The 24,207-nt window shown below is 57.5% G+C and carries 21 protein-coding genes; 18 read left to right on the top strand and 3 right to left on the bottom strand.

Features of this window, described 5'->3' with window-relative positions; genetic code table 11:
- The first annotated feature begins 5 nt into the window (after nt 1-5).
- The 8 genes from sctJ to sctC all read left to right on the top strand — a co-directional run bounded on the left by sctJ (nt 6) and on the right by sctC (nt 8,486).
- Nucleotides 6-776, top strand: coding sequence for a type III secretion system inner membrane ring lipoprotein SctJ (sctJ, locus tag CFU_RS22585; RefSeq protein WP_014008312.1), 771 nt, complete (start codon nt 6-8; stop codon nt 774-776).
- The gene (locus tag CFU_RS22580; protein WP_014008311.1) at nt 773-1,474 is read left to right on the top strand and encodes a type III secretion protein HrpB4; all 702 of its coding nucleotides are present in this window, start codon (nt 773-775) and stop codon (nt 1,472-1,474) included. The genes sctJ and CFU_RS22580 overlap by 4 nt, the downstream gene beginning before the upstream one ends.
- Entirely contained in the window at nt 1,459-2,217 is a 759-nt protein-coding gene (gene sctL, locus CFU_RS22575; RefSeq protein WP_014008310.1) for a type III secretion system stator protein SctL, read from the top strand. Before CFU_RS22580 ends, sctL begins: the two co-directional genes overlap by 16 nt.
- Nucleotides 2,214-3,536 carry a type III secretion system ATPase SctN gene (gene sctN / locus CFU_RS22570; RefSeq protein WP_014008309.1) on the top strand — a complete coding sequence of 441 codons (1,323 nt, stop codon included), beginning with the start codon at nt 2,214-2,216 and terminating at the stop codon, nt 3,534-3,536. Before sctL ends, sctN begins: the two co-directional genes overlap by 4 nt.
- Nucleotides 3,537-3,545: 9 nt before the next feature.
- Nucleotides 3,546-4,031 carry an HrpD protein gene (locus CFU_RS22565; protein ID WP_014008308.1) on the top strand — a complete coding sequence of 162 codons (486 nt, stop codon included), beginning with the start codon at nt 3,546-3,548 and terminating at the stop codon, nt 4,029-4,031.
- Nucleotides 4,032-4,094: 63 nt separating this feature from the next.
- Nucleotides 4,095-4,964 carry a type III secretion system export apparatus subunit SctT gene (gene sctT, locus CFU_RS22560; RefSeq protein ID WP_014008307.1) on the top strand — a complete coding sequence of 290 codons (870 nt, stop codon included), beginning with the start codon at nt 4,095-4,097 and terminating at the stop codon, nt 4,962-4,964.
- 143 nt (nt 4,965-5,107) lie between these two features.
- Complete coding sequence (locus CFU_RS22555; RefSeq protein WP_041742764.1) at nt 5,108-6,568, top strand: helix-turn-helix transcriptional regulator; 1,461 nt, start codon at nt 5,108-5,110, stop codon at nt 6,566-6,568.
- A 46-nt stretch (nt 6,569-6,614) separates the two neighbouring features.
- Nucleotides 6,615-8,486, top strand: a complete 1,872-nt coding sequence (gene sctC / locus CFU_RS22550; RefSeq protein ID WP_238531365.1) for a type III secretion system outer membrane ring subunit SctC — start codon at nt 6,615-6,617, stop codon at nt 8,484-8,486.
- 176 nt (nt 8,487-8,662) lie between these two features.
- Here sctC and CFU_RS22545 read toward each other — a convergent pair whose 3' ends face one another.
- A complete protein-coding gene (locus CFU_RS22545; RefSeq protein WP_014008303.1) occupies nt 8,663-9,505 on the bottom strand; it encodes a hypothetical protein in 843 nt (280 codons plus the stop codon).
- A 625-nt stretch (nt 9,506-10,130) separates the two neighbouring features.
- Between CFU_RS22545 and CFU_RS22540 the strand changes: the two genes are divergently transcribed.
- On the top strand, nt 10,131-10,907 hold the full coding sequence (locus CFU_RS22540; protein ID WP_041742762.1) for a hypothetical protein: 777 nt from the start codon (nt 10,131-10,133) through the stop codon (nt 10,905-10,907).
- Nucleotides 10,908-11,094: 187 nt separating this feature from the next.
- Here the strand turns inward: CFU_RS22540 and CFU_RS22535 are convergent, their stop codons facing one another.
- Nucleotides 11,095-11,844 (bottom strand): GntR family transcriptional regulator, encoded by a 750-nt coding sequence (locus tag CFU_RS22535; RefSeq protein ID WP_014008301.1) that lies wholly within the window; start codon nt 11,842-11,844, stop codon nt 11,095-11,097.
- Between the two features lie 97 nt (nt 11,845-11,941).
- Here CFU_RS22535 and CFU_RS22530 point away from each other — a divergent pair, with 97 nt between their 5' ends.
- The 8 genes from CFU_RS22530 to CFU_RS22500 all read left to right on the top strand — a co-directional run bounded on the left by CFU_RS22530 (nt 11,942) and on the right by CFU_RS22500 (nt 21,499).
- Complete coding sequence (locus tag CFU_RS22530) at nt 11,942-13,123, top strand: esterase-like activity of phytase family protein (RefSeq protein WP_014008300.1); 1,182 nt, start codon at nt 11,942-11,944, stop codon at nt 13,121-13,123.
- Nucleotides 13,124-13,649: 526 nt separating this feature from the next.
- Nucleotides 13,650-14,777 carry a nucleoside hydrolase gene (locus tag CFU_RS22525; protein WP_050808690.1) on the top strand — a complete coding sequence of 376 codons (1,128 nt, stop codon included), beginning with the start codon at nt 13,650-13,652 and terminating at the stop codon, nt 14,775-14,777.
- Nucleotides 14,774-15,727: a carbohydrate kinase family protein gene (locus tag CFU_RS22520; RefSeq protein WP_014008297.1), complete on the top strand. Its 954-nt coding sequence runs from the start codon at nt 14,774-14,776 to the stop codon at nt 15,725-15,727. The genes CFU_RS22525 and CFU_RS22520 overlap by 4 nt, the downstream gene beginning before the upstream one ends.
- A gap of 50 nt (nt 15,728-15,777) precedes the next feature.
- Nucleotides 15,778-16,434, top strand: coding sequence for a hypothetical protein (locus CFU_RS22515; protein WP_014008296.1), 657 nt, complete (start codon nt 15,778-15,780; stop codon nt 16,432-16,434).
- A 138-nt stretch (nt 16,435-16,572) separates the two neighbouring features.
- Nucleotides 16,573-17,835, top strand: a complete 1,263-nt coding sequence (locus CFU_RS22510) for an NCS2 family permease (RefSeq protein WP_190275195.1) — start codon at nt 16,573-16,575, stop codon at nt 17,833-17,835.
- A 67-nt stretch (nt 17,836-17,902) separates the two neighbouring features.
- Entirely contained in the window at nt 17,903-18,103 is a 201-nt protein-coding gene (locus tag CFU_RS24125; protein WP_238531364.1) for a TonB family protein, read from the top strand.
- 80 nt (nt 18,104-18,183) lie between these two features.
- Complete coding sequence (locus CFU_RS22505; protein WP_014008294.1) at nt 18,184-20,688, top strand: TonB-dependent receptor; 2,505 nt, start codon at nt 18,184-18,186, stop codon at nt 20,686-20,688.
- Nucleotides 20,689-20,908: 220 nt separating this feature from the next.
- Nucleotides 20,909-21,499: an RNA polymerase sigma factor gene (locus CFU_RS22500; protein ID WP_014008293.1), complete on the top strand. Its 591-nt coding sequence runs from the start codon at nt 20,909-20,911 to the stop codon at nt 21,497-21,499.
- A 119-nt stretch (nt 21,500-21,618) separates the two neighbouring features.
- Here the strand turns inward: CFU_RS22500 and CFU_RS22495 are convergent, their stop codons facing one another.
- Nucleotides 21,619-21,870, bottom strand: a complete 252-nt coding sequence (locus CFU_RS22495) for a hypothetical protein (RefSeq protein WP_014008292.1) — start codon at nt 21,868-21,870, stop codon at nt 21,619-21,621.
- 431 nt (nt 21,871-22,301) lie between these two features.
- Here CFU_RS22495 and CFU_RS22490 point away from each other — a divergent pair, with 431 nt between their 5' ends.
- Nucleotides 22,302-24,134 carry a hypothetical protein gene (locus tag CFU_RS22490; RefSeq protein WP_190275194.1) on the top strand — a complete coding sequence of 611 codons (1,833 nt, stop codon included), beginning with the start codon at nt 22,302-22,304 and terminating at the stop codon, nt 24,132-24,134.
- The last annotated feature ends 73 nt before the right edge of the window (nt 24,135-24,207 follow it).

Here is a 24,207-nt window from a genome sequence, read left to right as displayed (position 1 = left end):
GCCAGATGCCACACTATCCGTCGTTGCTCCGCAAGCTCTGCATCGCTTTGCTGAGCGTCGTACTCATCAGCGGCTGCAGCGAACAGCTGTATGCGCAACTATCCGAAGCCGACGCCAACGACATGCTGGCGGCGCTGCTCGACGCCGGCATTCCCGCATCCAAGCAGAAAGACGAAAGCGGAAAAAGCTGGGCGGTGAGAGCAGAAGAACGGGACTTTGCGCGAGCCATCAATGTGCTGCGATCGCAGGGCATGCCGCATCAGAAGCACGAAAATCTCGGCGAGATGTTCAAGAAGGATGGATTGATCTCTACGCCTACCGAAGAGCGGGTGCGTTTTATCTACGGGGTATCGCAGCAGCTGTCGGAGGTGCTTTCCCGGATTGACGGCGTCAGTTACGCCAGTGTCCAGATCGTCCTGCCGAATAACGATCCGCTGGCCAACGAAGTCAAGCCGTCGTCGGCAGCGGTGTTCGTCAAGTATTTGCCTGGCACCGATGTCGCTTCGCTGGTGCCGAGCATCAAGAACCTGGTTGTGCATGCGGTGGAAGGGCTGACCTATGACAACGTCAGCGTGACGATGGTGGCCGGCGCCGACTTGCCGGCCGCGAGATCCCTACGCCGCAACGCCGGCGACGCCTGGCTGATAGGAGCAGGACTGCTTTTGGCGGCAATTCTGGCTGCGGCGCTGGCGTTTGCCGCCAGACGCTACGGACTGCTCCGCAAGCTGGCGCCGGGTGGCTTGCGGGCTTTGCTTTCGCGGAGCAAGCCGTCTTGAATGCCCGCGACGGTATTAACGGTCCAAGCGAAAGTGCGCCGGCAACGCTTGCCCAGCTGCATGCCTGGATCGGCAAATACGAAACAAGGGTGGGCGAGGAGGCGGCACGCCAGGCGCAACTTCATTGCCAGCGTTGGCGCCAGGCTTGCACTCCCGCTGCTGTCCAGACATGGCTAGCCGCGCGCGATGTCTGGCTGCCAGGTGTCGTTTCTGCCGACCAGCTGAGCGTGAGCGTCAACCGGCTTGCACTGCTGGACGCCGCCGGTTTGCGCAAGGTATTGTCAGCTCGCGTGCTGTACCGGTCACGCGCCGGTCTGCGCCGGGTGGTGGCCCGCAGCCAGCGCGAGCAGCTGCTGGCTGCGGTTGGAGAACGCGCTCTGGAGTGTCTGCAGCGGGAGGATGCGGTTGTCGCTGCTTCTGCGCCGCCGCTGCCGGCGTCGTTCACCGCAGCGTCGCTGGCGGCCGATGGCTGGCAACTGATCCAGTCCGAGGATGCCGGGCTGGCCCCGGCGGCTGCCGCGCTGGTGGCATTTGCCCTCGCCTCCGAGGAGATTGCCGACATGGCCATGGCAGAGGTCGCGGGCGGAAGCCTGGATAAACGTTGTTTGGCAGGCCAGCTTTCCGGCAATGGCGAGTCGGCGCGCTTTTTTTCGAAACTAGGATCGTTCTTCCCGGAGATGCAATGGCTATTTGGCTAAGCTCGGAACAAGCGTCCGTCGGACCCGACGTAGACGTGATACGCAGCGCGGAACTCGCCAACGTAATAGCCCTCGATCAAGCGTATGGCGCGCTCGAACAGCGTTATGCCGGACTGCTGGCGGAAGCCGAAGCGACTGCCCAAGCCATCGTGGCAGCAGCGCAGCAACGGGCGGATACGCTGGAAACTGCAGCGCAGCGCCGCTTCGACAATAGCGCGCGTCTGGGTTACGCGGCAGGCCGCCGGCGCGGACTGGAAGAGGTGCACGCCCTCATGCTGCGCCAGGCGGCATCGCAGCACCAGCTGCTCTGCGCCGCCCGCGAGCGGATCGTGCAGATTGTTACGGGTGCCGTCGAACGCGTGCTGGGCGCCGCGGATCCCAAGGCGCTGTTTACGCAGGTTGCCGGAACCGTCGACCGGCTCCTGGCCGATTCATCCTTTTTGACTGTACAGGTTGCTCCTCAGGACCTGGATGCCGCACGAGCAGCCTTCGGCACAGCCTGCAGCGCCAACCAATGGGGCGTCAATCCGCAAGTTGCGGGACGCGTCGATCTGGCGCCGGGCAGCTGCCTCTGCGAGTGGGACTACGGCGTGATCGACGGCAGCCTCTCCTTGCATCTCGATGCGCTGCGGCGTGCTGTTGCCGGCCTGGTTGCCGAGCCGCCTTCGCAATTCCGGCAATCCCGCGAAGAACCTGCGCTGGAGCAGGACGAAACGCTGGACCAGCATGAAAGCATGGAATGATGGACGGATTCGACAGCTTTCTCGACACGCTGGACGCCACCCTCGATGCGACGCCAATGCTCAAGCAGCACGGCAAGGTGGTCGAAATCATAGGTACTTTATTGAAAGTGGGCGGCCTGGACGCCACGCTCGGCGAATTATGCGAGCTGCGCGAAGCCGACGGGCGCTTGGTGCAGCGCGCCGAGGTGGTCGGCTTCACCCGTCAGTTCGCGCTGCTGGCGCCGTTCGGCAGCGTTGTCGGCTTATCGCGTTCAACCCGGGTAGTCGGGCAGGGCAGGCCATTGTCGGTGCCGGTAGGTCCGGCGCTGATGGGCCGCGTGCTGGATGGCCTGGGCGAGCCGCTAGACCGGCTCGGCGCAATCGAGACCAAGGAATTCCGCTCAGTCATTGCGCCTGCGCCGGATCCGCTTACCCGCCGCATGATAGAAGAACCGCTTGACACCGGCGTGCGAGTCATCGATGGCTTGATGACCATTGGCGAAGGTCAGCGGGTCGGCATCTTTGCTCCGGCCGGGGTCGGCAAGAGTACGCTGCTCGGCATGCTGGCCCGCGGCGCGGACTGCGATGTGAATGTGGTGGTGCTGATCGGCGAACGCGGCCGCGAAGTGCGGGAATTCATCGAACTGATTCTCGGCAAGGAGGGCATGGCCAAGAGTGTGGTGGTGTGCGCGACTTCGGATCGCTCATCGATCGAGCGCGCCAAGGCGGCTTACGTAGGTACTGCGATTGCCGAGTATTTTCGCGACCAGGGCATGCGTGTGTTGCTGATGATGGATTCGCTGACGCGTTTTGCGCGGGCCCAACGTGAAATTGGCTTGTCGGCTGGCGAACCGCCGACCCGGCGCGGCTTTCCCCCCTCCATTTTTGCCGAGTTGCCGCGCTTGCTTGAACGCGCCGGCATGGGCAGCACCGGTTCGATCACGGCATTTTATACGGTGCTGGCCGAGGATGAGGAGGGCAACGATCCGGTCAGCGAAGAAGTGCGCGGCATTCTTGATGGTCACATCGTTCTGTCGCGCGCTATCGCCGCCCGTAACCACTATCCTGCGATCGACGTTCTCAACAGCTTGAGCCGGGTAATGACCCTGGTGGCGAGCAGCGCGCATTGCAACGGCGCGGGGCGGATACGCAAGCTGATGTCGAAGTTCAACGAGATCGAGCTGCTGTTGCAGATCGGCGAGTACCAGCAGGGAACCGATCCGCTGGCCGACGAGGCTGTTTCGCACCATGACGCAATCGAGCAATTCCTGATCCAGAGCACGGACGAAGAGGCGCCGGGGGCGCATACCCATGCGATTGTTTCGCAATTTTCCAGCTGATGGTGTGCGATGAGCGTTGACGCCGCAAAAATATGGCGGGCAATCGTCGCCGCGCAGATGCGCCGGCAGCAGCGCGCAAAGGATGAACTCGAAGCTGCCAGGCAAGACATGCTGGCGGCCGAGGCGGCGCACGCCGCCGCTGCTGCTGAAACAGCGCAAGCCTGCGAACGCAGCCGCATCCATGAAGACGGCTTGAAAGAACTGCTCGCCGCAAGCTTGTCGGCGGCACTGTATTTAAGCCATGACGCCTGGCGCGGTCATTTGCGTGGAGAAGTCCAGGTCATGCAAGCGCGCGAACGGCAGGCGCACGACACCCTCGAAAAACAGGAACGCAAAGTTGCAATAGTGCGTACCAAGCTGGTCCGCATGGATGCCGCACTCGACAAGTGCCGGCTAAAATTGAAACGGATTGAAGACGACACCCGGCGCCGGCGCGAGGAAAACGCTGATGAGGAAGCCATTGAATCTCTGCTGGCGCGGCGTGCCTTAAGGTGAACAGCATCATTTCCGCATTCGCCGCAACGACGAAACTCCTGGAACCCTTTAAGGCAGATAACCATGAATGAATTAACGGTTCTGAGCAATACGCTGCTGTCCTTGTACACGGCTTATCACAATCTGATTGTCATGATGCTGCTCGCCGGCATGCGCATCATGATTGTATTTCTCGTATTTCCTCCTACCAGCGATCAGGCGATACCGGGCATAGCCCGCAACGGCGTCATCTATTTACTTACCTATTTCGTGACGGCAGGACAAAGTCCTGAAGCTTTTGAAAGCTTGAATAGCGCGACGCTGCTGGTCCTGACGGCAAAGGAAGCTTTTCTTGGACTGGCGTTCGGATATTCGGCCGCCACGGCATTCTGGATCGCGCAGAGCGTCGGCACGCTGATCGACGATCTGGCCGGGTTCAATAATATTCAGATGAGCAATCCGCTGCGCGGCGATCAAAGCACGCCGGTGTCGACAGTGCTGATGCAACTTGTGGTTACCTTGTTCTACGTTGGCGGCGGCATGATCTTCATACTCGGTGCTTTGTTCCAGTCATTCAAATGGTGGCCGGTAGAACAGCTTATGCCATCGCTCTCGAGCACCGCCGAGGCTTTCCTGATTCAACGCACGGACTCGCTCTGGACCGGCATCGCCAAACTCGGTACGCCAATCATGCTGGTGCTGGTGTTGATTGAAATTGGCATAGGCTTGATTTCCCGCGCGGCAGATAAACTTGAGCCGAACTCGCTGAGCCAGCCGCTGCGCGGCGCGGTCGGCCTGGTGATGGTCATCGCGCTGACGGCGGTGTTCGCAGGGCAGGTTGTAAACGATATCAAATTTCTGGGTTTCGGCCGGGCGTTAAGCGCCGGGATGGTCGGTAATTCACAAGACAACTCGCAAGATAAATCGACGCCGGAAATTACATTGAAAAAGTGAAGATTGTTGTGGAATCAGATGTTGTTTGTTGAAATTTGCGAAGTGGCTTTCGCCTATGATGTACTGGTCGCTGGTGTCACGCATTCGGCAGCCGGCAACGGATCGTCTGATTTTTCTTGACAACCTACACTGGAGTAACGTTCATGTTTTCCACCGTCTATTTCGCGCTCTCTTCGGCGCTTTCCTTGCAAGACAAACTTCCCGCCTATTCCACCGCATTGCTTGACAGCGCATTCGATCGGGCCTATTGCCAGGTCGACGACGTGCTTGAATGCAGCCGCCGCGAGCTGACATCTGACGATATTGCACGCCTGATAGCATTGGGCGATTCGTCGCTGCTGCTTGGCCATGATGAAGATGCCGAAGAGGCATATCGTCGCGCCCAAAAACTGCTCGGAGCCAATGGCGACCGGCTGCGCATCATGTCTTGCCGAAATACCGGCTGGCAGCTGATGCTGCGCGATCGCTACAGCGCCAGCGCGAAATGTTTTACGCGCATGTGCAACGACGACGCCGCCAGCCCCAGCGATATGCTGGAAGGTTTGCTAGGAATCGCGCTGGTGCAACATCAGATCGGCCACCAGACTGCGGCGGATGACGCGCTGTTGCGTGCCGCGGAGCTGGCCGATGAACATCGCCAGCCCGGCTGGCGCCTGCTGGTCGCGCTGCTGGCTAGGGAATTCGACGTGCAGCTGCAGATCCGCGGCGCTGCGACCTTGGGTGATCACGCATTCTGGACTTCTGCGCGCAGCGCCAGCATGCAGTCGGCCGGCGAGCGCGCAGCGCGTATGCGTCATGTGCATGAGGAGACTGCTGTCATGTCGCCTATGCCGTTGTTGCTGCTGCAGCGCCGGGAATATCTTAATTTACTGGATCGTCTGGTGCAAGGCGACGCCAGCGCGGCGGACCGGATTTTTTTCGCAATTGACGAACCGCAACGCTTCGGCGGCGCCGGCCAGGGCTTCCTCGCCAAGCTCGACGTCATACTGGCGGCGCTGGCTGGCGGGCTCGACGACATTGCGGATCGCGTCCTGGTCAAGATCAACCGGTCTGAAGGAGAGGCAGGTACGCGGCGCTGGAATGTCGAATATCTGTATGCCTCGTCGAAAGTTGCGGTGCGGCGTGGCAATCCGGCCCAGGCGTTGCAGTTCTATTCGAAATATGCCAGCGAGGCGTTGCGCTGCCTGCGCCTGGAGGCGGTTGAGGTGAGGCCGCTTGACAAGACACACGGCGGGACGCACAGCGGAACGGCGGCAAGCGATGCTGTTTCGGCGCGCCTGCCGGCAAAATACCGGCGCGCATATCGCTACATTGTCGATAATCTGAACCGGGCAAATCTGAGCACGCGCGAAGTTGCCGCACATGTCGATGTCACCGAGCGCGCCTTGCAGCTGGCGTTCAAGAGATCCATCGGCGTGTCGCCCAGCAGCGTGATTCGCAGCTTGCGGCTGGACGGGGTTCGCAACGATCTGCTTGACGGCGACTGGGCCGGGGCATCGATCTTCGATACGGCCAGCCGCTGGGGCGTCAGCAGCCGCTCCGCGCTGGCCAAGGGTTATCGCAGGCAATTCAACGAGTCGCCATCCGAGACCATCTACGGCTAAATCCCGAGGCGGTTCTTCCGGGCCGCCCTTCACCCATACCTATTCCATGACAAACACTCCTATGATGTGCGGGCAAGCGTACAGCGCGGTTTCCCGCCTGCGCAAACGGCGCAACGCGCTGTGTCGAAAAATCTCCTGGGTATTGCCGCTGATTCTATGTGTGGCCGGAGCCAGCGCCGGGGCTCAGCCGCTGGTCTGGAAAAGCCAGAGATTCCAGTACGTGGCTGACCATAAAGACCTTAAGGATGTCTTGCGCGACTTCGGCGCCAGCGAAAATATCATGACCTCGATTTCCTCCCATGTCGAAGGCTCTGTGTCAGGCCGTTTCGAAAGTTCTCCGGAGCAGTTCCTGGACAAGATGGCCAATACATTCGGTTTCATCTGGTATTACGATGGCGCGGTGCTCAGTATCGCCGGCGCCAATGAGGCGCGTAACGCTACCATCAGCCTCAGGCGCAGCAATGTGGCGGAACTGCGGCGCGTGCTGGCGAGCCTTGGCATTGCGGATCGGCGCTTTCCTATCCGTTACGATGGCGAAACAGGATTGGTGATTGCTTCCGGGCCGCCGCGCTATGTAGAACTGGTATCCGATGTCGCGCGCCTGATTGATCAAACTTCGGCGCCTAGCGATAAGGTTGTGGTGCAGCGGTTTCCCCTGAGCTATGCCTGGGCCACCGACCGTACCGTTACAATTGATGGCCAAGGCGTGACGGTGCGCGGCGTCGCCTCGCTGCTGCGCGGTCTGTATGCAGCAAACGGCGGCAGTCAAGCAGCAGGCGACGCTGCTCCGGCGCCGCGCGATACTTATCGCATGAAGAGCCTGCGCAATACCGGCAACAATGCGGGCAACAGCGGTGGCAATGCGTTTGCCCCGGGCGCCAATGGGCGGCCGCCGGTACCGTCCTTGCCCGGGCTTTCCGCCGATAATTCGCGCCAGGCCGCCGCAGACTTGCCGCCGCTCCCCGGCGGCCGTGCCGACGCTGGCACGGTTGAACGAGGCGCGGCATCCGCCGGACCGGTGATTGAAGCCGATCCGCGCAGCAATGCGATTTTCGTCCGCGACCGCGCCGAAAACATGCCGGCTTTTCAAGCGCTGATCGAATCGCTGGATCAGCGTCCCGGCGTTCTTGAAATAGATGCGACCATCATCGAGATCACCGACAATGCGCTGAAAGAGCTAGGCGTCGACTGGCGGCTGCATTCCGGCCACATGGACGTGCAGACCGGCAACGGCGCCCTGGCCCAGGCCGGAAATCCGGACTCCCTCAATCCGCAGGGTTTCGGCAACCCGGCGAATCAGACCAATAGCGGGCCGATACTTTCGACGCCGGCGGGCGGCGTCCTGACAGCAGTGATCGGCGGCGCCGGGCGTTACTTGCTGGGTCGGGTCTCGGCACTCCAGCAAAGCGACCAGGCGCGCGTCACTGCCAGCCCTAAAGTCGAGACGCTGGACAACGTCGAGGCCATCATGGACAACAAGCAAACCTTCTATGTCCCGGTGTCCGGCTACCAGTCTGCGGACCTGTATAGCGTATCGGCCGGCGTATCCCTGAGGGTGTTGCCGATGATCGTGCCCACTTCAAGCACTGAGCAGATCCATCTCAACGTGCATATCGAGGACGGCCAGCTGAGCACGCAGCAGGTTGGAGCCTTGCCGATTGTCAGCAACAGCACCATCGATACGCAGGCGCTGATCAACAATGGCGAGAGTTTGCTGATTGCGGGTTACTCCGTCGACCAGGATGACCATGCAGAAACTGCCGTGCCGGGTTTGTCGAAAATTCCCTTGATTGGCGGCCTGTTCCGTTTCAAGCACCACCAGGGCCAGCGTTTCCAGCGACTGTTCCTGCTGACGCCGCGCATCATTGCGGTGTCAGGTCCGTCGGCGTCTAACGTTTCGACAAGTTCAGTCCACTAGCCTGGTTTTTTTTGGGGCCTTTCACGTCTTCCCCAAAATGACAGCCTTGAAATAACCGGCAGCCCAAAAAAAGATGCATCCTTCGTGCTTTCGCAGGAAGGATGCATTGTTTTATTCGAGGCAGTCACGACCTCGCGCTGCGGATGTCAGGTCAAGTAGCCAAGATCAATTGCAGATTACGCGAATGCGTGCTTCTGATGCGAAGAGCGCTCGTTGTCGGCGTTTTTCTGATTGCGGCTGACATCGGGCGCCAATAACAGAAACGGCAGAACATTCGAAGCCAGTTCCGCGATTTTTGGATTCGACGCCAGTTTTGTTTCAGCGTAATCTTCAACCTTGGAAACCACTTCGCTTTTGGCGAATTTTTCGGCGCCCTTGACCATTTCACCTACATTGCCGTGCATTGCGCCGGCCACCAGGTCGTCGATCTTGGCATTGCCGATATGCGCGGCGACCATCACCTGGCTCGCCATGTCTACCGCCAATCCTTCCGGCGTCAGGTCGGCCGCCACGGTTACCAGATCCTCACCCACTTTCATCGCATCGCCCATTGCTGCCTTCAGGTCGCCATGGGCCAGATCTTTCAGCATCTGAACCGAGCCGGTGGCGATGCCGACCGTGGAATCGGCAAGAGTCTTGACCGTCGAATCGACGCCTTTTTCGACATCGTCAGTAACCGTCTTCAGTTCTTTTTCAGCGCCGCTGACGAATTTGTCGAATCCTTTGGATATATGCAAATCGCCCATCATGCTCATTGCTATTTTGGCTTGCGATGTGGCCAGGTCGGTGCCGGACTTGACTACGTCATCCGTCACTTTCAGGAAGTCTTGCAAGCCTTCCTTGAAATTGCCCTGCATCAGTGCTTCAGTCATCTTCATCGTATCTTGCAGGACGTGTTCGACATCCTTTTCCATCGTTTTGACGACGCCTTCGACGTCGTGGATAGCGGCCTTGGCTACGTGCTCGATGTCATGGCCGACCTTCTCAAAGGCGTGCTTGATTTTTGAAAAAATGCTCATAATGTTTCCCCATTAGATTGATTACCAGAATGCGAGGCATGGCCTCGCGTTTAGCGATGCGGTTAAATCATTTCCTGTGTCTTTTTCAAAGCGGCGCTCACCTCCTTGGATAGAAATTGAATTTATTGCGGCAATATGGGCCGCCATGGTGTTGTACAACCGAAGTTTCGCGTGCTTCATCTCGTCGCTGGGGCGACGATGCGTGTCGGAAGTAAGCGGCGCATGCAGCGGAAGCCGAAAATTCCGTCGCACGTCCGCATGTTCCGTTGCACAGGTTAGGTGATTTGCCGTTGCGGAGTCGTCCGTAACCGCGAAGTTTGAGGCATGCATCCGAAGCAGCATTCGCTACGGCTGGGCATGGCGAGAGCGAAGATTCCGGGCACGGCTTTTGTTTGCAGGCGCGAAATCGTTCCCCAGGATGAAGCGCCGGGCTGTGCGCTGCATCGTTTCGGGAACCGGTCCTCAGTTTCGCTGTGGCAGAAAGAATACCGGCTGCAACTGTCAAGCTGCAAACCGTACTCGCAACGATGTTTCTACCTGCTCAGGAATACTTTCTCGACTTCTTATGGCGATCGCTATGTCCTTACATCTCTCATCGCACCAGCGCTCCGCCGGCAGCACGGCAATGGCTGTCTCGATCGCGGCCATCCTTCCCGAGGCGGATGTCGAGGCAACGATCTCAGCCCTGTTTAATCCGGGCGGCGCCATTGCGCGGTTCGGCAGCGTCCGTGAGATGGCTGACCTGTTGCATGCGCGGCTCGATACCTCATGCGATGCGGCTGGCGGCAAGGGTCTCGCGGCGGGACGGCGTCTGGAATGTGTTGTGCGTAAGCTGAATCTGCTTTTCGGCAGCAACTGTGGCGCGGCGCTGGCGGCCCTGCATGGTCTGATCCTGGCGCGCAAGCCGCTTGCGACTGTGGGGGATGCCTTTCACCTGGCGCGTATGCTGGCGGGCAGCGTCACCGGTGAAGCTGCCTTGAGCATGTTGCTTGAAGCGCCAGTGCGGGGCGTCAGGCCGGATTCATCCAGTATTCGACGCGAGGCCGAAAAGCAAGCGCTGCGGGCTGCCAACTATCTGATCGCGGTCGCTCCGCTCGATATGCCGCTGCCGCGCAATATCGATGAAACCGCCGAACTCGCGCAGCGCATGCTGCCTGCGCATGAACGCACCGAAATGGCCGAACCGTTGCCCGCCGGCGCATGCCGGGCAACCATTCCCGCCAAAGCGATACTCGCTGCGATGGCGTTGGCGCGCAATCCCGGCGCCGAGCTGTTGCCGCACTTGAAAATGGCTTATTTCGCGTGGTGCAACGGCTTCCATGAAGAAGGGCCAGGTACGCCGCTGGATAGCGCGAAAGAGCATTTTTTTGCGCTGTCGCGTTATACCGGACTGGTAAGCTAGTGACTATCCGCTGGATAGCAATGGTGGCTGTTCAGCCGGCGATTTGCCAATGGACTTTTTTCAGTCATCCCCGCGCTCTCGGAGATGACGTGGCCGAAGAGCCTGGGCGCGTAGCTGGGTCGCCTGGACGGGACTCTCAAGACGCATTAAAAAGTATCAACCGCAATATAAGACTCGCTGCGCCAAATCAGTCGCCGCTGCGTTTTGCGATGCGGGTTTTATAGCGATAGCTGGATAAATATTTCATTAAGCAATATTCAATAGGTTCGCGTCGGTCCGACAAGGTGATTCTTTCGCAAATAAGCAAGGGATCGCCTTTTTGGATGTTCAATAAGCGTGCATCTTCCTGCTCGGCGGCGCCGGCACTGAGGTTTTCGACCGCTTCGGCAGGGGCAAAGCCAAATTTTTCGGTCAGCAGCTTGTACAAGGAACCGGCTCGCTCGATCTGGGAGAGGGTGACTTTTGCTCCCGGCGGCAAGACGAAATAGGCGTCGTGCAAACCGACCGCTGCATTATCCATCAGACGGATCCGATGTATGCGGAGCAAGGGGTCGCCCGGCCTCACGTTCAACAGGCCGGCAATCGCCATCGAAGCAGCGACCGGCTCGACATTCAGAACGCGCTGGCCGGCGACGCTGCCGCGGTTATTTGCATCTTGCGAAAAGCTGTCAATGAAACGCGTGGTTCCGCGCACAATGGCCGGCGCCACAAAAGTGCCGCGTCCGTGTCCGCTGTAAATTATGCCGCGCTCTTCCATATAGCGCACCGCCTTGCGGACGGTGTCGCGACTGACTTCGTAGCGCTCGGCCAGTTCGCGTTCGGAAGGCAAGGCCTGGTTGTCAGCGAGCAAGCCCTGGCTGATCGTCGTGCCGATAATATTGGCAAGCCATTTGTAGCGTGGCAGGGTCAGCGCTGTTGTATCGTCAATTTTCATCATATCGCCTCATGGTAAAATGGTACGTACCAATTGTCAATAACCGCAATTTCCTTTAAGCTGCCGACATCTGTCCCTCCACATTCAGATTGCAATATCCATGCTGATCAAAAACATATCGTCAAGCGCTTGCCTTTCTTTACTGTTGCTTTGCACAGCTTGCGCCGGCATCGATGGCGATCACCCGGCGCAGGCGCCTGCCAGCAGCAGTATCGCCAGTTTGCGCTTCATTGGCGAGCAACGCATCCCCTTGGACTATCCATTCAAGGGAAGTATTGTCGGCGGATTGTCCGGAATTGATTACGACCCGCGAACCAATAGCTGGGTAATGGAAAGCGATGATCGTTCGGAAGTCAATCCGGCGCGTTTTTATAGCGCCCGCCTGGACTATGACAGCGAGGGTTTTCATGCTGTCGACCTGATCGGCGTTACCTATTTCAGACAGGCGGACGGCAGCCTATATCCTGGCGTGGCTGATTTTCCTCAGCGCGGCGCAAGGCGTGACGGCGAAGTGCCGGACATCGAATCGATCCGTTTTGATCCGCAAGACGGCAGTATCTGGTATTCCAGTGAAGGTTATCGCAAGCTGGGGATGGGACCTTTCGTCAGGCAGGCTAGCCGCGATGGCGCTTATCTGGCATCGCTGCCGCTGGCGCCGATGTTTCAGATAACGACGCAGCAAGAACTCGGGCCGCGCGATAACCTGTCTTTTGAAGGATTGAGTTTTTCGCCGGACGGCAGCTATCTGTGGGTAGGGATGGAAGCTCCCTTATACCAGGACGGTCCGCTGGCCAGCGTGCAGTCTGGCGCGATGGCGCGCGTTACCAAATACACGCGCAGCGGCCAGCTGCTTGGACAATATGCTTACCCGCTCGATGCCATTCCTGTTGCGCCGGCCGGTAAATATGCCGACAACGGCGTATCCGAAATTCTGGCGATCAATGACCATCAATTACTAATGCTTGAACGTGCGGGAGTTCAGAATAGCCAAGGCGTATTCAAATTCTATATTCGCATCTATGAAATGGATGTCAGCGAGGCAAGCGATATCAGCGGGATTGCATCATTGCAAGGAGCGGCCTATCAACCTGCAAAAAAACATCTGATTCTGAATCTGAATGAAAGCAATCTCCCGTATGTCGATAACCTGGAAGGTATTGCCTGGGGGCCGCGGCTGGCCAACGGGCACGATAGCCTGGTGCTGGTGTCAGATAATAACTTCAATGCGACGCAGGTAACGCAGTTGCTTGCGTTTGAAGTGATGCCGAAGCAGGCGCATTGACAATTCCTAGCCGCGCTTGTCCGGGGCTGGCGCAGCAATTTCTCACTTAGCTGTCTTTACATCCTTTCCGGGAAAATACGGCCGCGTAAGCGACTACCCGCACAAAGACAATCGCAGCATTTCCAGGTTCGATAATCGCTCGCTTGCCGCCTGCATTGACCATATGACTGCCTGCCGATAGTCGTCTCGACGGTCAGCCGGCGGCATCGATCCTTGCCCCTTCTTTTCCCCTTTTTCATAACCGTGCACGCCACTGGTGCGGCCATGATTCCTCATGCACAGGAATGCTCGTCAAGTAAAAATAAAACCGCAATGGTTCGTACCAGTCATGATATCGTCACATTTATATCTTATGCTCCTATCGTCGATTGGATGCTTATATATATAGACAAAATCGGTTTCCAGTACTTTGTGAAATAAAGTGGTTCGTACCATATGGCATGGATATTGCTGATGGCAACCATGAATCTACTTATCGAAAACCAGGTCTGATCTTGCAACGTTATCAACATATGAGAGTTCAGGGATGAAAACAACTTTGGATCGGGCATTGCTCTGGCTGGCGGCGTCGCTTGCGATGGCCATATCGGCATTGCCTGCGAACGCCGATGCCGGCAGGCGCAAGCTGATCATCAGTCAAGATGCGTATGGGCCTGGCGGCACCAATATGCAATCGATACTGATGCTGTTGCAGGCGCCGGACGTCGATGTGCTCGGCATCGTCGTCGGCAGCGGCGATGGCTGGCGCGACGAGAACATCCAGCACACATTGCGATTGCTGGAGATCGCGGGCCGTACCGAGGTGCCGGTGTATGCCGGGACAGTCTTTCCTTTGCTGAACAGCGCCGAAAAAACACTGCGCTGGGAGCGTATGTACGGGGAATTGTCATATAAGGGAGCCTGGTCTAACCCGATAGACAAAAAACGTCATGCCGATCCTTATATGATTCCGGCGCAAGCAGAAGGAATGGCTACGATAAAGCCCGCGTCGGAACCCGGCGTCGATTTCATGATTCGCAAGGTACATGAATTCCCGGGAGAAGTGACGATCTGGGCGGCCGGTCCGCTAACCGATCTGGCGGTAGCGGCTCGTCTTGACTCCGCATTTTCATCGCTCGCCAAGGAACTGGTTTTCATGGGAGGGAGTTTCCGCCCCGTCCTCGCTGCCAACACCTTCGCTGACGAATATCGGCACGGCACCCGGCTTGAATTCAACCTGCGCTGGGATCCGGAAGCTGCCTCGATGGTACTGCATGAACCATGGAAAAGAGTGTTGCAGATTCCCGTCGATCCGACTACCGCCACATTCTTCCGGTCCGAACTGCTGGCCCGGATTGCGAACGGAAAGACCGCTTTCGCAAGCTACATCGGACAGTATGGGCAGCCATCTCCAATGTGGGATGAATTGGCGGCGATGGTTTGGATCGACCCCGGCATAGTAACAAAAAGCGCAACCATGCTGGTCGACGTGGATACCAGCTTTACCGCCGGTTACGGCAATACCCTGAGCTGGGCATTGGGAAAAGGTCCGCAACTTGGCGAACGGCCGGTGCTGGTGATCGAAGAAATCGATTTACCGCGTTTCGAACGATTGACCGTCGATCTGCTTACCAGGCCCCGAACCATGAATAGCGAAAGAATCCACGCGCAATGATCGATATTTTTAAAACCAGCAATGCACGCCGATTCGGATTGCTGGCATTTGGCGATCCCAACCTGGACACGGTTATCGCGGTCGACGCCGTGCCAAGAGCGGACCAGAAATGTCTTGGCCGGCGGCTCGATTCGTTTGCCGGCGGCACCGTCGCCAACGTTGCATGCGCCGCCAGCCGCTTGCGGATACCGGCAGCGAGCTACGGCCGCACCGGCGACGATACGGCCGGCGAGTTTTTACGGATGGAATTTCAACGCGCCGGCGTATCGACGGCATATCTGCGCAGCATGCCCGGAAAGGTTTCGGCCAATGCGCTGATCCTGTTGGACAAATGCGGCGAAAAGGCTGTGGTGTATGAACCGATGCCGGGCTCGGTTCTGGATCCGGAAACCATATCGCAAGCCCTGGTCGATAGCCGCATGGTGCATGCGATGCCCTACGATCTCGAAGAATTTTTTGAGCTAAGCAAATTGGCGCATGGCACAGGCACGGCGGTTTCGATCGACATCGAAACCGCGATGGTGAGCGGACCGGCTCGCCTCGATGCTTTGCTGGCCTTGTCCGATCTTGTATTCATGAACGAACGGAGTTTCTCCGACATATTGAAAAAGCCGCCGACTGCCGCCAACGTCCGCTCGCTGCTTGAGCGAGGCCCGCGCGTTATCGTGATAACGCGCGGGGGCGCCGGCGCCATTGCGGTCAGCCGTCACCAGACAGTTGAGCAATCCGCTTTTCGGACGCAAGTTGTCGACGCCACCGGCGCCGGCGACTGCTTCAACGGTGCATTCATTGCAGCGCTGCTGGAAGGCCGGTCGTTGATGCAGGCCACGCGTTTTGCCTGCGCCGCCGCATCCATATCGGTGACAGCGGTCGGGGCGCGCTCCGGCTTGCCTGATCGCGAGGCGGTATCAGCCTTGCTGGCTGCCGCCGGTCAATCGTTCGATTATTGACGTGGCCAATTTTCCTGTCTTACTTAACTTAATCAACTAACGGAATTTTCATGACGTCTATAAAAAAAACTCCAGCTTTCATTACTTTTACAGGAGTGGATCGCGTCGACCTGATACCCGGCATGCAAGCGCTTGCCGCACGCTATCCGATTGAATGGGGGGTCTTGTTTCAGGACGGGCGCGAAGGTCAGCCAAGATTCCCGGCGAGCGATGTGCGGCAAGCCATCCGCTGTTCCGGTTTGCGGCTGTCTGCGCACGTGTGCGGAGAGGCTGCGCGCGCGATCGTGGCAGGGCAATCGCCGCAACTCGATCTGGCGGGTTTTTCGCGGCTTCAAGTTAACCACGGCTTCCAGGGCAGCAGCGATATCGAAATACGAAACAGCCATACCTACGCCGCTTGCTACGGAATGCGTGCGGCGCTGCAGTGCCAGGGCGATTTTCCCTCGGATACGCGCGTCGATTGGCTGTACGACTTGTCTTTCGGCACCGGCATCCAGCCAAGAATATGGCCGTCGCTGGACGTCGACCATCCGCTGTGTGGATATTCAGGCGGCTTTTCCTCCGCCAACATAGCCGCGCTGCTGGATACCTTCCCGGTGGCGTCGCAAGTGGCTTACTGGATCGACATGGAGTCTGGCGTGCGTACCGACGATCAATTCGATCTCGAAAAGTGCGCGGCGATTTGCCGGCAGGTCTTTAACCGGTAAGTCGCGCCATAAGCCGACTTTCAAGCCATACATCAATCTTACCTGGGCGAGAAACCTTTGAGAATTCACCGATTCCTTGATCGATTTTTTCATCTGCATGGCCGCGGCACGACAGCCGGCCGTGAAATGATCGCCGGCATGACAACCTTTGCGGCGATGAGTTACATCATCGTTGTCAATCCGATGATTTTATCCTCGACCGGCATGGATAAGCAGAGCTTGCTGCTGGCCACGGTGGTCTCGGCGGCGGTTGGCACCCTGATCATGGCGCTCTGGGCGAATTTGCCGATTGCGCTGGCGCCCGGCATGGGCACCAATATCGTGTTCGCTCAGATACTGGTAGGGCAGATGGGCGTGTCGTGGCAAACCGGGCTGACCATGGTGTTTTTGAATGCCCTCATCTTCCTGGGGCTATCGCTAACGCGCTGGCGCGAACGCATCATCGCGGCATTTCCAGAACCTATCAAGCTTGGCATGCAATGTTCCATCGGCGCATTTGTCGCGTATCTGGGGCTGAAAAGCGCCGGCCTGGTGGTGGCGGTTCCCGGTTCAGTCGCAGGGCTCGGGAATCTCGGCGACCATGCCGCTTTGCTGGCGCTGGGCGGCATCGTGGCAACGCCCCTGCTGGTCAGGTGGCGTGTTCCGGGGGCGCTGCTGATATCGATTGTCGCCATCACGATAGCTGGATCTTTCATACACGGCGCCGACGGCAAGGTTCTCACGCTATGGCCGGAGCATATGGCCGCCGTGCCGACTATCAAGACTGACCTGATCGGCGCCTTCGATTTCCACCAATTTCTATCGAAGTTCCATTTGCTGTTGCCGGTCACGCTCTATTTTTTGCTGTCAGAGTTTTTTGCCGGCACCGCAACCCTGTTTGGCGTAACCAGACGCGCCAACTTGTTGACCGCGTCCGGCAATTTGCCGGATGCGCGGGCAGCATTTGCATCGGATGCGCTGGCAAGCGTGGTCGGCGCGGCGGTCGGCACCTCCACTGTCACCGCTTATGTCGAATCGGTCGCCGGCGTCGAGTCGGGCGGGCGTACGGGATTAGTGGGAGTCACGGTAGCAGTTCTGTTTGCACTGAGCCTATTTTTAGCGCCGTTGATCACGATCGTTCCGGTGCAAGCCACGGCCCCGGCGCTGGTATTGGTCGGATTCCTGATGATGGAGGGATTGCGCGAAATCGACCTGTTGCGTCTCGATGCCAGCATACCGCCGCTGTTGATGACATTGGTGACCGTGTTGACAACCGACCTGATGGTGGGCATGGCGTTTGGCTGTTTTGCATACACCCTGCTTGTCGCTGCGCTGCGCCGTCAGCAAAAAGTGACGCTGGCCATGCTGGCGTTGGATGCCGTGTTCGTGCTGTACCTGGTTTTACGAAATTCGATTAATTAAATAAATAAATTCGATAAAACGTTATCCGAGCGGGCGCGAGGCGAGCCAGTTGCGGCCCGAAGGGACGGTGAAGATCTGGTTCGTGTTACGGCGCGATGGATCTCTGGCGGATAGCGGCATTGAACAATCATCGAATTCGACATTGCTCGATGAAGCAGCGCGCAAGACTGTCGGTAGAGCGACCTTTATCGGATTTCCGGAGCCGTTCATGGCAGATCAGGAGACGCATCGCTTTAGCGTGGATTTGCAATTCAGACCAGCGAATTGACGCAGCAGAACCAGGCATGCAAATGCCATGCACGATCGAAATATCAACGCAGTCCATTGAATATAATTAAGGGGAATTAGATGAAAATCAAAGTCAAACGTCTGGCGCTGGTCGTGTCTGGTCTATTCCTGAGCAATATGCCGGTGGCGCAGGCAGCCGACACCACCGATCTGGGACAGATCCATATCCAGGGGCTTCCCGGCGGAACCGGCACCGGCTTGATACAGCAAGAGGAATCGCCGAAAGCCCGTAGTTCGGTAACGGCGGTGGCGATTAAGAAAAAGGCGCCGACTTCGACCGCTTTCCAGATGATCGAAACCCTGCCGGGCGTGTCGACCTTCGATCAGGATGGCACCGGCCTGTTCGGCGGCACATTGCGGGTGCGCGGCTATAACAGCAACCAGATGGGCTTGACGCTGGATGGCGTGCCGTTGAACGATTCGCTCAACTACACGATCAATATTCAGGAATTTGCGGATTCGGAAAACACCTGTGAAGTTTTCCTGACCCAAGGCAGCACCGACATCGACGCGCCGCATGTCGGCGCCAGCGGCGGCAACATCGGCATTTCGACTTGCGATCCGAAAGACAAGCTTGGCGGCAAGGTTGCATTCGCTGTGGGCAGCAACAGTTATCACAAAGAGTTTGTACGTTTCGATTCCGGAGGCTTCATGAACGATCGCGCCAAATTCTTTTTGTCGCTGTCGCAAGCCGGCGTCGATAAATTCAAGGGCGACGGCAAGGCCGACCGCGAGCATCTTGACGCCAAGGCAGTGTTCAACTTCGACGGCGGCAGCTTTTCCAAGCTCAGCGCTCTCTACAACAAAATGAACAACGCCAACTATCGTACCGTCAGCAAGAACGATATCGCCGGCGGCGGCTACGATCTCGATTTCGGCGCGCGCGCACCGCAGCACCAGCCTGCGTTGGCCGGAACTGCTCAAAACGACACTACCTATGCGCTCAATGCCGGTATCTTCGGTGCATCCGGAGCTCAGTACGCCGGTTTCAACAACAACCCTTTCGAGAATTATCAGATAGCGTTGCAGAATCACTGGCAAATTTCGCCCAAGGCCAGTATCGACGTGAATCCTTACTACAGTTATGGTTATGGCACGGGCGGCAACCAGTTGACTACCGTGACGGAGTCCAAGGCAAGCAGCGCATTGCATGGGGGCATCCGCGACGCCAACGGCGACGGCGACACCCGCGATACGGTTGCCATGTATGGCAGCAACGTCAGCCAGACCGACCGTTGGGGCATTACCGCCAAGGCCAGCTACCAAGCCGGCATCCATAATGTGAGCGGCGGCATCTGGTTTGACCGCGGCGCTTCCAGGCAATACAGCCCGGTGGTAGGAATTGGCAATAACGGCAACGCCGCCGACTACTGGCTCAGGGACAGCTCCGCCTATTTGCAATATCAGGATGGTACGCCCTATAACGCCTCAAGAAACTGGAAGACCGATGTCGATGCACATACCTTGTTCCTGCAGGACAGCTTCGGCCTGCTCAACGATAAATTAAATGTATTGCTCGGCTTGAAGCGGCAGTCCGTATCGCGCGACTTCAACAACTATGCCAGCGGCTCGGGCGTCAATGCCAATGGCGTGAACTACAGCGAGCATCAGGATTTCTCCGACAATTTGGCTAACCTCGGCTTGCGCTACCAGTTCACCGATAAGCAATCGGCATTTTTTAATGCCGGCCAGAACGCGCGCGCTCCGGAAAATAGCGCGAACACGGGATTGGCTCAATTGACCGGCAAAAACTATTCAACCTCGATCGTCGACGGCGTCATGGTGGCCAAGGATGCGGCTGGCAATGCCATTCCGGTCAACATTTTGGCGGTGAACGTCAAACCTGAAAAATCCAGCAATTTCGATGCAGGCTATCGCTTCGCCGGCGAGCAGCTGACATTCTCCGGTTCCGTGTTCTATGTCGATTTTAAGGATCGCCTTTCCAGCCAATATGATCCCGCGACCAATCTGAGCACCCAATTCAACGTCGGGAAATCCAGAACTGTCGGGTTTGAACTGGAAGCAGGCTACAAGCTGAACAGCAACTGGAACGTCTATGGCTCGATGGCGCGCACGGAATCGACGATGCTGGAAGATCAGGTCTTCGTCAAAACCACCAACGGCGGTTCGGTCGCGCTGCCTACCTCTGGCAAACAGATGCCGGACACGCCGAAATGGCTGGCGTCGCTCTCCCTGCAGTACACCTATGGATCGTTTTATTCGTCTTTCCAAGGGCGTTATATCGGCGCGCGCTATACCTCGCTGGTCAATGACGATCAGGTCGGCGGCTATACCTTATACGACCTCGGCGCCGGCTATCGCTTTGCACCAACCGCTTTCATGAAGACGCCGACGATCCGCCTGACGGTATCGAATTTGTTCAGCAAGCAATATCTGAGCATGACTGGCGCCAGCGGTTCGTCATTTACAAGCAACGTCAATCCGGTCGTGACAGCGCAAGGCACCGTCGCCGGAAATATATCGGCATCCGGCAATCCTGTTTCACCGTCGTTTTATGTCGGTGCGCCGCGCACCTTGCAAATATCCATGAGCACGGATTTTTAGTCCCGGCGTGCAGTCTCGTTTCAACCCAGCGCCCCTTGGGCGTCACATCATCTTCAGATATCCATATGAACACTATTGAGCTATTCCATAGTCTTACGTTTTATGCGATGTACGGCGCCGCCGCGCTGGCCGTGTTTGTCATCATTGAACGGCAAATTTTTTACATGGCGGGCAGGCGCGACGCCAAATCCGTAATCAAATCCAACTGCATTCGACGGCCATGACATTAATCTCCAGCAATTTGACGCGCCAGCCTAGGCAGGCAGATAACGACGACGTTGGTTCGCTGGACCGCATCGCCGCCGGCGACCGGCAATCGTTATCTTATCTATACCTGAAGTATCATCACAGGTTAAGCCGCTTCCTCAGACGAGTGACGTATTGTGAAGATGCGATTGAGGAAGCGATTAACGACACCTTCCTAGTCGTCTGGCAAAAAGCCCGTGAATTTCGCGGCGAGGCGCAGGTGTCGACCTGGATCATGGGAATCGCCTACCGCACTGCGCTCAAGTCGCTGCGCAGGACGGGGCAGGCCCTGTGGGAAAAGACCGCGCCAGCCGGGGACATGCCGCTTGCCTGTCCTTTCGACGACCATGAAGTGCTCGACTGGGTCGCAAAAGGGCTGATTCTCTTGCCGTTCGATCAGCGGGTGACGCTGGAGATGACGTATTGGATGGGGTACTCGCAGGAAGAGATCGCCGAGATCATGGAATGTCCCGTCAGCACAATAAAATCCAGGATGTTTCGCGCACGTCTCACACTGCGCAACACCTTGCCGAAACTGGGCGGTTTTTTGGAAACGAGACATTAAGCGATTCGGCCAGGCTGTACCCGCCGCTATCCCGGGATTCACGAGGCAATGCCCGCGCGGCGTAAACCCACTTCATAAATAAGCCCCGTGCAAAACAACGCGATGCACAGGGCATTCTCTCAGTGACGAACAAAGTCGATCAGCTCCAGGTTGGGTTCCCTGACGCCTAAATGACGCAGCATCGTCAGTTCTTCGCCGGACAGCGGCCCGATCTGGAAATACGGTCCGCCGTGCAGATGGACGCCGCTCAATTTGGTGTGAATCGCGCAGTCGTTGATCGGGATTTCAATTGCGCCGGCGCCGGGTTTGGATACCTTCAAAATGTTGCCCGACAGCGTCGCGAAAAGAGCGGTAGTGTGATTTGCGTGCATGATTTCCTCTGGTTAGGTTATGTCGCGGTTGCCAAGCCAGCCTGGCTGTCGCTCCAGAATTTCACAGAGCTTTCCGGCTTTCCAACAACCTCGCACGGCAAATAGTCACTTCATTTTCTTCCCGCGGCCCTGCTTCTGCCGAATCTTTATTGCGAGATACGAAGCCTTGCAAATGACGGCTTTGCGCCTGGTTCTCGTTTCCAATGCAAATTGAAATTTTCTTAAATCATTAACTTAATTTCAAAATACCGTCTCGGTGTCTGTTCGCCCATGGCCACCTTACTTCGTGCCTTGCAGAGATCGGCATGGCCGTATGTTGGACCATGCGAACGAAATAAAAATTTCCAAAAGGAAATATCGCCCGAGAGGCGAGACTATTTGACAGGAAATCCCGACCCGGAATCTTGACGGTCTTTTATGGAGGATCAGAAATGCGTGTACAAAACCAGTCACAACCCACGATCGCACCCGAGAATACTGAAAATACCCAGAATGCTGGAACGAGTACCAGCGGTTCCAGCCGAAGGTCGGGATCGCGTAGTCCGATTCCGCATTCGGGCGAATTGACGCCGCGTGCAGGGTCGAATACCGGCGGCAACCGACATTCGGTGTCCTCCAGCACAGGCCATGAAGGAAGAGAGGAAAGCGCCGGGATAACGGTGTCTTCCAGCATAGGATTTGAGGGACGCACGGAAAGCGGCAGGCGCACCTCGGCATCGTCAAGCAGGAGCGGCAGCGGGCGGGCCACGGTTGGTTCGTCGATGCGGCATTACAGCGGAGAACTGCATCTCGACCTTCTCTCCACCAAAGGGAAAAAAATCATTTCCGCGGAACAGTTGGCGCTGTCCCGAATCGGCGGTTCTCCAATTGCGGAAGGTTCTCCGCTGCCGCTGATTCCAAAAAATGGCGGCAGCAAGAAGACGCTAGCCACCATTTTGTCCGGGAGACTTTTCGGTTCGTCCTCAACTCCGAAGGCACATCTTTCCTCCACCGCAGAAAGTTCGGCAATGGCTGGGGCGGGCCATATTGCAATCGAAATGGGGGACATGCATGCAGGCGAGGCAGAACCGAGCGCGCCGCTGGATGTGGCTAACGTCCAGTCAGGAGAGGTAGTAATTCCGATTCCGAACAAGGAAGCCATCTCGGCGCAACTGCTCGACATATTTGCGCCGCACATTAATGAACGCAACCTTGAAGCTTTCGCATTGTTGATCGACGAACGAGCAAGCCGGCTCGATGAAAAAGGCGAAACGCCGGCGACTATCCATCAGATCCTGTCAAAAGGAACTAACATGGATCGCGTTGCGCAAGCTTCTGTTGGTTTCATCAGATCAGTCCCGTTCGGGATCGCATCAAGATTGATGGACGTCAAGCAGGTATTGACCGCAGCCGCGAAGACCCCGGCGCAAGTCGGCGCAGTTGTCGGCGCATTTTCTGGCGCCGCGGATACCGTGGGCGCGACAATTCTGGAAAAATCCACCAGCAATACCCAATGGATGAAAGTGGATGCGGAACAGCTGGAGCCGGTGATGGCTGAAGCAAAAGGGGCAACTGGCAATCTGCTGAAGCAGGCTCTCGAAATTTCGGTTTCGTTTCAGACCTATACCGGACGCAACATCTTGCGAAATACCGTGGTTCCGACAGTCGTCAAGAAAGCCGGTGTGGCTGCGGCTGCCGAGGTTGACTCCTGGATAGCCGCTGCCGGAGGCCCCGTCGCCGGTGCTGCTGCCTATGCCGCCATGAATGCGTTCAATGAAAAGAAGCATCGTGTAGGCCCTGAATATCTGCTCGGCCGTCCTGATTGGGAAGAGCATTTCGATAGTCTGAAAAATGCCACGTGGACCGGTGCCGGCGCCAATGGATTGAAGCGTGCCGCCAGATTGCCTGTCGATATTGCCCTGGACACGCTCGGCGGCGCGCGCGAACTGTTCACCGCCAAGCGTTTGTTGACGAACGGTGTGCTGGCAGGCGGCTTTGCCGGCGTCTCTGCGGCGAAAACCGCAGCCGGAGTCGCCGCGAAAAAGGCGGGAATGAATCCCGCCGGCATCTCCGCCATCAAGGAAACTGTCGGGACGCTCGCCAGCGCACCGGTATTTGCAGCATGGACGATGACCGATGTTCTCGCGGATACCGCAATCGGTAAAGCTAGCGAAGCAGCAAATAAGCTTGGCAACATGATTCATCAATCCAATCCGCCTGGGACCGCAGGAGCGGAGTACCACGCGATAGACATGCCGGAAGACAATCAAGAACCGACGGCGTAGTCCTGATTTTCGATTCATCTTTAGGGTCCATCAATCCGATTAACTATGTTTGGGGTCGCGGCCAAAAGTCGCG

Origin of the sequence: Collimonas fungivorans Ter331 (assembly GCF_000221045.1) — a bacterium.
Classification (GTDB): Bacteria; Pseudomonadota; Gammaproteobacteria; order Burkholderiales; family Burkholderiaceae_D; genus Collimonas; species Collimonas fungivorans_A.
Note: the sequence above shows the minus strand (reverse complement) of the source record. Positions and strands in the feature narration are given on the sequence as shown.